Source organism: Micromonospora sp. NPDC126480 (assembly GCF_040302465.1).
Classification (GTDB): Bacteria; Actinomycetota; Actinomycetes; order Mycobacteriales; family Micromonosporaceae; genus Micromonospora.
This window is the reverse complement of the sequence record NZ_JBEORU010000002.1, coordinates 294958-303983: the sequence shown is the minus strand read 5'-3', so window position 1 is coordinate 303983 and position 9026 is coordinate 294958. Positions and strand designations below refer to the sequence as shown.

Below are 9026 nucleotides of genomic sequence, written 5' to 3'. Positions count from 1 at the left end.
GGTCCGTCCGATCGACGGAAACCACGATCCACCCGCCACGACACAGGAAGGCACGCACCGTGACCGAAGGCGAGATGACCTACCAGGTCGTACGCAACGACGAGGAGCAGTACTCGATCTGGCCGGAGCACAAGGAGCTGCCGGCCGGCTGGACGCCGGACGGAGTCACCGGCTCGAAGGAGGAGTGTCTCGCCCACATCGACGAGGTGTGGACGGACATGCGGCCGCGGAGCCTGCGGGAGTGGATGGCGTCATGAGCCAACCGCCGTTCGCCGAACTGCTCGCAGACCTGTTCGGTGTCGAACCCGCCGAGGTGGTCGACGACGCCGGCCCGACGACCATCGGCGCCTGGACCAGCATGCGGCACATCCAGCTCGTCGTGACGCTGGAGGAGGTCTACGGCGTCGCCTTCTCCGCGGATGAGATCAAGTCGTTCCGGTCGGTCGGCGACGTACGCCAGGCCCTCACCGGCCGGGGCGTCGCGGTCTGACCCCGCGCTTCGCACTCGGGCCCCTCACGAGAAAGGTCCACCTTCCATGGACGTCATCAGCGGATGGCGCGCCGCGCCCGGCGGGCTTCCAGCCCCAACGCCGGCCGCCGCCGACCCGACGGAGCTGTCCGCCCTGGCCGACGCCGACCTCGAACTGCTCCTGACCATCAGGCACTTCGAGCTCAGCCTGCTCGACCTGTTCGGCCGGGGGCAGCTCAACGGCACCACGCACACCTGTCTGGGGCAGGAGTATGTGCCGGTCGCCCTGCGGCCGCTGATCGGCGAGGGGGACCACATCTTCAGCAACCACCGTGGGCACGGCCACTACCTGGCCCGGTTCGCCGACCCGGCCGGGCTGCTCGCGGAAATCATGGGACGTCAGGGCGCCGTCTGTCACGGCGTCGGCGGAAGCCAGCACATTCTCCGGGACGGCTATCTCTCCACCGGAGTGCAGGGCGAGAGCCTGCCGGTGGCGGTCGGGGTGGCCCTGCACCTCAAGCGGGCCGGGCAGGGCCGGCTCGCCGCCGTCTACATCGGTGACGGCACGTGGGGAGAGGGGGCCGTCTACGAGGCGCTCAACGTCGCGGCGCTGTGGAACCTGCCGGTACTGGTGCTTGTCGAGCACAACGGAATCGCCCAGTCCACCGCGACCGAACACCAGATGGCCGGGACCATCGCGGATCGGGCGGCGGCGTTCGGGATCCGGCACCGGCTCGTCACCAGCACCGACGTCAACGTCATCCGGGCGGAGCTGGCGCCGCGGGTGACCGAGGTCCGGCTCACCGGCCGTCCCCTCGTCGTGGAGTTCGTCACGCGCCGGGTCGGCCCGCACAGCAAGGGCGACGACACCCGCAGCCCGGAGGAGCTCCGGGCGATCGAGGGGCAGGACTGGTACCGGCGGTACGCCCGGCACCATCCGGCGCAGTTCCAGCGGCTCGACCTGGCCGTGCGGGAGCAGCTCGCCGACGTGGTCCGGGAGGTCACCGCCCGTCCGCTGAGCACCTGGACGGAGGCGTGATGCGGGTCGTCGAGAACCTCAACCAGGCCCTCCGCGGGCTGCTGGACGAGGATCCATCGTTGTTCCTGCTGGGCGAGGACATCGTCGACCCGTACGGCGGCGCGTTCAAGGCCACCCGCGGGGCCTCCACCCGGCATCCGGATCGGGTCCTCGCCACCCCGATCAGCGAGGGCGGTATCACCGGGATCGCCGCCGGACTGGCGCTGGCGGGTGACCGGGCGATCGTGGAGATCATGTTCGGCGACTTCCTCGCGCTCTGCTTCGACCAGATCGTCAACTTCGCCAGCAAGTCGGTCACGATGTACGGCCGGCGGGTGCCGATGCGGCTGGTGGTCCGCTGCCCGGTCGGAGGAAACCGGGGCTACGGGCCGACGCACAGCCAGAGCCCGCAGAAGCACTTCGTCGGCGTACCCAACCTGGCCCTGTTCGAGATGACGCCGTTTCACGACAACACGGCGACCTTCAGCCGGATGCTCGACCGGGGCGAGCCGTGCATCCACTTCGAGGACAAGATCCTCTATACCCAGCGGATGTACCGGGGCGGCCGGGTCGACGGCCTGCTCCGGTACGACTTCGTCGGCGCGGACGGCGGCACCGCCCGGGTCCGGGTCGAGGATCCGGACGAGGCCGAGCAGGTGGTGATCGTGCCGGGTGGCCTGGCCAACCCGGTCCTGGCCGCGGTGCGATCGCTCTTCCTCGCGGAGGAACGGAGCTGCCTGGTCTACGTGCCGAGCCAGCTCTATCCGTTCGATCTCGACCCGCTGTTGCCGTCACTGCGTCGGGCCGGCCGGGTCGTCATCGTCGAGGAGGGCACGGCGGGCGGCACCTGGGGGGCCGACGTGGCCCAGCTCATCCACCAGAAACTCTGGCGCGACCTGCGCCGGCCCGTGCGGCTCGTGCACTCCGCGCCGTCGGTCGTACCCACCGCCCCGCACCTGGAGCGCGGTGTGCTCGTCCAGGAGTCGACCATCTACCAAGCCCTGCGGGAGACCGAGGATGCATGACCTCACCGTGCCCAAGCTGAACAACAACGACGACTCGTACGTGCTGGTGGACTGGTTGTTCCAGGACGGCGACCAGGTGCCCGACGGCGAGGCGGTGGCGGTCGTCGAGACCTCCAAGGCGGCGCAGGACCTGCTCTGCGACGCAGGGGGTACGCTGCACCGCCTGGTGGCGGAGAAGTCGGAGTGCCGGCCCGGGCAGACGATCGCCTGGCTCTTCGCCGACGAAGCCGAGCGTCAGCGCCACCTGGACGCCTCGGCCGCAGCCGCTGCGCCGGCCGACGGGGACGACCCCGAAGGGCTCGTCATCACCGCCACCGCCCGGCAGCTGATGGACGAGCACGGCATCTCCGACGAGGCGGTACGCGGTCTCGGTAAGGCGGTGGTCAAGCGCGCCGACATCGAACGCCTGATCAGCGCAGACCGGGGCGGCACGCCGCCCGGCCCGGCCGCCACCGGCCCGGCGGACAACGGTGGCCGGCGGCGAGCACTGGATCGGCGGCAGCGGGCGATCGCCGAGGTGGTCGCCGAGTCCGCCCGGACCATCCCGGCGGCGTTCACCGTCATCAAGGTCGACGTCGGGGAGGCGTTGGCGTTCGCCGCCCGGCGCACGGCCGACGGGCCGACGGCGATCGGCCTCGTGGAGCTCGTGGTCAAGGCCATCGCCCGGGCCCGGCCCGACTGTCCGGCCGCGTTCGCCCGGCTGGTCGACCCCGGCACGCTCGAACTCGCCGACGCCGCGCACGTCGGCGTCACCATCGACGTCGGCCGGGGCCTGTCGATTCCCGTCGTCCGGCACGCGGACGGCCGGAGCCTCGCCGACATCGCCGACACACTGATGGACCTGCGGATCCGGTCACTTCGGGACGACCTCCAGGAGAGCCACCTGGCGGACGGGGTGATCACCCTCTCGCTGAGCAACGACGAGGCGGTCGTGTTCACCCGGCCGATCGTCTTCCCGGGACAGACGTGCATGGTCTCGCTGGGCGGAGTGCTCGACGAGACAGTCCTCGACGCCACCACCAACGAGGCGCGTCCGCGGCGGGTGGTGCATCTCGGGCTCGCCTACGACCACCGGGTTCTCAACGGACGGGACGCCGTCGCCTTCCTGCAGGGGCTGCGCACCACCCTCGAATCGCCGCAGCGGCTCACCGGTCTGGACCTGACGCAGTGAGCACGGGCAGGTCGCTGCTGGCCGACCGGCTGCAGTGGAACCGGATGGTCCACCCGCCGGCCGTGCTGCGGGTCACGGCGCTGGCCAGCTACACCATCGATCCGCTGGTGCCCTACCTCGGACTCGGACTGCACCGGCTCGGGCTCCCCCCGGCCCTCACCGTCGGCCCGTTCAACCAGATCGTCCAGCAGTGTCTCGACGACACCGCCGAAACGGCCAGGTCCGCGCCCGACGTGCTTGTCGTGTCACCTCGCTTCGAGGAGTCGGGACCGGTGCCCGCACCGGACTCCACCGGTCGGGAGCCGACCGGTGAGGAGCACCTGCTGGCCGTCGCGGAGGCCGCCGTCGCCGCAGCCGGGCGCTGGCACGCGGCGCTTGTCTTCGTCCTCCCCGCGCTCCCGGACGAGGCACCGGACGGGGTCGGGGACCAGCTCAGCTCGGGCGGCCTTGTCGCATCGGCGACGGCGACCCGGGAACGGCTGCGGCGGATGCTGGAGAACCGGCCGAACGTGCTGATCGCCGACGCCGAGGCGGTGGTCCGCGCGATCGGCGCACGCAACGCCCACCACGAGTCGCTCTTCCGGCACGCCCGGATCCCGTACACCGAGGAGGTGTTCGCCGCGCTCGCGGCACAGATCACCCGCCTGGTCCGGCTGCGGTACTCCCCCGCCACGCGTGCGGTCGTCCTCGATTCGGGCGTCGGTGCCGAGGAGGTCGACCCGACCCGGTTCGCACCGCTTGTCGGGGAGCTACGCCGGCACGGCATCCGCATCGCCTGGCACGGCAACCGTCCGGACGGGCTCGGCGACCCGGATGCCGAGGCCCCGCCGGCTGCCGACCCGGTCGTCGAGCCTGACGCCGAGCCGGGCCGGCTCGACGCGCTCATCGCCGCCTGGGACCTGACATCCGAGGAGGTGACGCTGGTGACCGGCTCCGACGCTCCGCCGAGCACCCCGGTCGGCGTCACCACGGTGCCCCTTCCGCCCGACCCCGCAGACTGGTCGGCAGCCGTACGGTCGGCCGGTGTGTTCGACCGGTGGCCGTGCCCACCGCGGGGCGCCCCGGCGGAGCCGGCTGCCCAGGCCAGCTCGTCGATCCGGTCCCGGACATCCCTCGCGGACTACGTCGCCAGCCTCGACGTGTCCATCGACTGGCGCACGGCAGGAGCCGACGACGTACCCCAGATCGCCGAGATGCTGCTGCGGACGAAGGACTTCACACTCGGACTCGAGCACAGCGAGGAGGCACTGGCAGCAGCGCTCGCCGACGGGAAACTGGACGTCCGGCTCGCCCGGGTGCGGGACCGGTTCGGCGACTACGGCGTCGGCGCGGCGGTCGGTGTCCGCCAGGCGCCCCCCGGTCCGGTGGCCGAGCTGCTCCTCGTCTCCTGCCCCGCCCTCGGCAAGGGGGTCGAGGAGGATGCGTTGCGGGAGTTGCTCAGCCTGGTCCCGGCAGCGGCTACGGGTCCCGTGACGGTGCCGTACCGCGACACGGGCCGCAACGGGATCGCCATCGAGTTTCTCCGGAACGCGGCGGACCGCGACCGGCTACGGGTGACACAGCTTCAGGGCGCGTCGAGGTAGCACCACCGCCGGTCAGGCGCACCGTTGGCAGTAGCAACGCCTTCGGCCGGACCGCGAGCGCTTCGGCCGGCCGAGGGCGGGGAAGCACCACCGGATGGACGCGTTTCTCGATCTGTTGCGGGACAACAGCAGCGTCGCCGGTCGGCTCGTCACCACTGCCGTGCTGGTCGTCGCCGCGGTGCTCATCGGGTCGGCGGCCGCCCGGCTGGCCGGCTGGCGGGTGACCGACGCCTACACCCGCTACTACGTCCGGAAGGCGACGCACTACGGCGCCTTCCTGATCCTGCTGGTGGCGCTGGCCGTGTTGTGGCGCCCGTTCGCCGGCCGGATCGGCGTCGTGCTCGGGTTCGTCGCCGCCGGCGTCGCCTTCGCCATGCAGGAGGTGATCGGTGCCCTCGCCGGCTGGGTCAGCATTCTGACCGGTCGGCAGTTCCGGGTGGGCGACCGGATCCAGATGGGCGGCGTCCGCGGTGACGTCCTCGACATCACGCCGCTGCGCACCACCGTGCTGGAGATCGGCTCCGGCAACGACAGCAGCTCGTGGGTGCGGGGCCGGCAGTACACCGGCCGCACCGTGTCGATCTCCAACAAGGCGGTGTTCAGCGAACCCGTCTACAACAGCACCGCCACCCTGCAGTACCTGTGGGAGGAGCTGACCCTGACCGTCTCCTACCGCGACGACTGGCAACGGGCGGAGCGGATCCTGCGCGAGGAGGCGCAGCGGGCGTCGTCGTCGCTGGGCGCCCGGCAGGCGATCAAGGAGATGCGCCGCCGCTACCCGGTCGGCCACACGGAGGTCGAACCCCGGGTCTTCGTCCGGGCCACGGACAACTGGATCGAGCTGTCTGCGCGCTTCGTCGTACCGGTCCGGGAAGCGCGTGCCGTGAAGGACGCGGTGACCCGCACGGTCCTGCACCGCTTGGGGGAGGCCGGCATTCCCATCGCCTCCGCGACCCAGGAGGTGACCCTCCGCGAGGCGGCCGGCGGCGAGTCGTGACCTGAACCGGCGTCCGGTCCATCGGCAGCCGCGCCGCGCCCCGGACGCCGGGACGGCTCCGGCTCGGCCAGGCCACGAGACGCCGGATGTTCCGCGACCGGTCAATGGCGGGTGCGGCGACACCGACCGATCGATCGGCCAGGGGTTGCGGTGCGACCGACCCCGGACCGGACTGGGGCAGCCCGGGCCAGGCGTCCGGGCCACCTTGGTGAGGTGTCGGCGCCGCGTCGCGCCGAGGCCCTGATCCGACAGGACGCCGGCCGCCCCGACCGGGCGGGCACCCGGGGTACGGCCGCCGGTGACGGCCGGCGGAGCAGGTGTACGACCAGCGACCGGTGACGCCGCTGCCGGGCGCCCGCCGACCTCGCTCATTCGCGTACGCAGGTCTCCCCGGCCGCCGGCGGCGAGCGGTGCCGAGGCCCGGTCGGACAGCAGCACGCGCAACTCGGCGAGGGCCCGGGTGAGCACCCGCGACACCGTCATCTGCGAGGTGTTCAGCTCGGCGGCGATCTGCGCCTGCGTACGGCGGCCGTAGAAGTACCGGTTGACGACGTGTCGGGCTCGGGGCGCCAGTCGTCCGACGGCGGACCGCACCGTCACCCGGTCGCACACCGCTTCCAGTGCCTCGTCCCGCGCGCCGAGCAGGTCCTGCAGCTCGCAGCTGTCGTCGTCGGGCCCGGCCGGCCGGTTCAGCGAGTCCGCCCGGTACGCCGACATGCTCCCCTCGGTCGCACGCACGTCCACCGTACTGATCCCGAGTGCCGCGGCCAGTTCGCGTTCCGAGGGCCGCCGGCGCAGACTCTGCGTCAGGTGCTCGCGGACACGGGTGACCTCCAGGCAGCGCTCCTGCAACCGCCGCGGCACGTGCACACTCCACACCCGGTCCCGGAAGTGGCGTTTCAGCTCGCCGAGGATCGTGGGGGTGGCGTAGCCGGTGAAGCTCGGGCCCCGGTCCGGGTCGTACGCGTCCACCGCCTTGACGAGCGCGAGCGCCGCGACCTGCTGCAGGTCGTCCAGGGCCTCGCCCCGGTGCTGGTAGCCGCGCGCCAGCCGCCGGGCCACCGGCAGGTTCCAGCGCACCACGGCCTCCCGCAGGCGGTCACGCTCGCCGCCGCAACACCGTGGGTCACGCAGCCGGCGGATCGCCGTGACGGTCGCTTCCTCCCGGCGTTCGGCAGCGACACCGGTGTGGGTGCCCTGGACGGCATCGATCGAAGACATGGCGCTCCCGTGATCGTCGAGTGGGCGGGCCGGCGCCTGCCGACGCGGACCCGGATGGTGCTCGACGGGCAGCGCCAGCGCTGCTGACGCGCTCCACACCCGGTCACGCCCGCCACCTCGCGCCGGATCCGGACTTCCATCCGGCGCCTCACCGCCAGCAATCTCCTCGACGGCGACCGGAAAACCGGCTTTGAGGGATCGTCAACGACTTGTCATCGGCCCGTGCAACGTCGATCGGACCGCCGTCAGGTGCGTCGGGGCGAGTCGGGAGGGGTAGAGCCAGCCGCCGACCGAGAAGGGAGACGATCATGTTCAGCCTCATTGCCAACCGCGACACCGCCGCCGAGGAATCCACCGCCCTGCTCGATCCGGCCCTGGACCGTGCGCTGCTGTGGCAACGCGTCGACGTCGTCGGGACCGACTTCGCGGTCTTCGACCAGCAGCTCACCGCCGCCGACGGCGTCGCGCTCATCGGCGGTGTCCTGCCGTACTGCCTGCACTACCGTCTGCGACGGGAGCCGGACGGCCGATGCACCACGCTGTCGGTCACCGCCGAGGGCGCCGGCTGGCGCCGCGAGGTCGACCTTCGGCGCGACGCGCAACAATGGCGGGTCGACACGCACGAGAGCGGCGATCTCGACGCCGCGCTGCGCCGCGCCGGCCGGGCGGCGGCCCCGCTCGCCGGCATCGACGACACCGGCCGCCTCGACGCGGTCGGCGAGATCGCCATCGCCCGCGCACCGCTGTTCGCCACGCTGCCGCGGCGCCACGGTGACGAGGCGGAACCGACGAGCGCCCGAGTCGGCCTGGTCGTACCACCGTCACTGGCCGTCGTCGTCGTCGACAGCCGGCGGCATCCGCTGCCCGACGGCGGAATGCGGGTCGAGTCCGACACCGGCAACGCCACGCTCTCCTTCGACAAGGCCGGATTCGTCACCCACTGGCCCGGCGTCGCCCGGCGGGCACCGGCTCACCTGGCGTGACCCGTCGCTGTTCATCCGCAGGACGACAGAAGGGAGATCATCATGACCCGCCAGTTGTCCTTGTCCCTGACCAAGCTCAGCGACAGCGACCAGGTCCTCGTCGACCCCGCCGAGGACATCCGAGGCCGCAAGGTCCGCGACCGGGACGGTAACGACCTGGGCAAGGTCGACGACCTGCTCGTCGACGGCGAGCAGCACAAGGTTCGGATGTTGCGGGTGGAGCACGGCGGCATCCTCGGCCTCGGCGCCACTCCCTCGTTCATCCCGGTCGACGCCGTCACCAGCGTCACCGAGGACCTCGTGTGCGTGAGTGAGTCCCGGGATCGGGTGTCCGACGCGCCCCGGTACGACCCGGAGCTCGCGGACGAATCCGACTACTACCAGTCCCTCTACGACCACTACGGCTACCCGCCGTACTGGGGGGCCGGCTACGTCTACCCGGCCTACCCCTACTACCGCTTCTGACGGACGCGCGCGGTGGCGGGCCGGACCCGCCGGCACGCCACCGCCCCGCGGCGCGCGGTGGACAACGCGACGGACGGATGACGCTTCCTGCCCG

General features: G+C 72.0%; 9 protein-coding genes and 1 pseudogene. 9 read left to right on the top strand and 1 reads right to left on the bottom strand.

From position 1 onward, the window contains the following. The first annotated feature begins 74 nt into the window (after positions 1-74). From ABTW87_RS03035 to ABTW87_RS03005, 7 genes are all read left to right on the top strand, one after another. Positions 75-257 (top strand): MbtH family protein, encoded by a 183-nt coding sequence (locus tag ABTW87_RS03035; protein WP_350648057.1) that lies wholly within the window; start codon positions 75-77, stop codon positions 255-257. Beyond that, positions 254-490, top strand: a complete 237-nt coding sequence (locus ABTW87_RS03030) for an acyl carrier protein (protein WP_350647945.1) — start codon at positions 254-256, stop codon at positions 488-490. Before ABTW87_RS03035 ends, ABTW87_RS03030 begins: the two co-directional genes overlap by 4 nt. A gap of 46 nt (positions 491-536) precedes the next feature. Next, a complete protein-coding gene (locus ABTW87_RS03025) occupies positions 537-1508 on the top strand; it encodes a thiamine pyrophosphate-dependent dehydrogenase E1 component subunit alpha (protein ID WP_350647944.1) in 972 nt (323 codons plus the stop codon). Then, positions 1508-2512, top strand: a complete 1005-nt coding sequence (locus ABTW87_RS03020; protein ID WP_350647942.1) for an alpha-ketoacid dehydrogenase subunit beta — start codon at positions 1508-1510, stop codon at positions 2510-2512. Before ABTW87_RS03025 ends, ABTW87_RS03020 begins: the two co-directional genes overlap by 1 nt. Next, entirely contained in the window at positions 2505-3683 is a 1179-nt protein-coding gene (locus tag ABTW87_RS03015; protein WP_350647940.1) for a 2-oxo acid dehydrogenase subunit E2, read from the top strand. The genes ABTW87_RS03020 and ABTW87_RS03015 overlap by 8 nt, the downstream gene beginning before the upstream one ends. After that, complete coding sequence (locus ABTW87_RS03010) at positions 3680-5266, top strand: hypothetical protein (RefSeq protein ID WP_350647938.1); 1587 nt, start codon at positions 3680-3682, stop codon at positions 5264-5266. The genes ABTW87_RS03015 and ABTW87_RS03010 overlap by 4 nt, the downstream gene beginning before the upstream one ends. Before the next feature lie 94 nt (positions 5267-5360). Beyond that, on the top strand, positions 5361-6263 hold the full coding sequence (locus ABTW87_RS03005) for a mechanosensitive ion channel family protein (RefSeq protein WP_350647937.1): 903 nt from the start codon (positions 5361-5363) through the stop codon (positions 6261-6263). Between the two features lie 450 nt (positions 6264-6713). Here ABTW87_RS03005 and ABTW87_RS03000 read toward each other — a convergent pair. Next, a pseudogene (locus tag ABTW87_RS03000) lies at positions 6714-7484 on the bottom strand (sigma-70 family RNA polymerase sigma factor); the annotation flags it as partial. A gap of 308 nt (positions 7485-7792) precedes the next feature. Here ABTW87_RS03000 and ABTW87_RS02995 point away from each other — a divergent pair. Continuing rightward, positions 7793-8467: a putative glycolipid-binding domain-containing protein gene (locus ABTW87_RS02995; protein WP_350647936.1), complete on the top strand. Its 675-nt coding sequence runs from the start codon at positions 7793-7795 to the stop codon at positions 8465-8467. 42 nt (positions 8468-8509) lie between these two features. Further along, on the top strand, positions 8510-8932 hold the full coding sequence (locus ABTW87_RS02990) for a PRC-barrel domain-containing protein (RefSeq protein ID WP_350647934.1): 423 nt from the start codon (positions 8510-8512) through the stop codon (positions 8930-8932). The last annotated feature ends 94 nt before the right edge of the window (positions 8933-9026 follow it).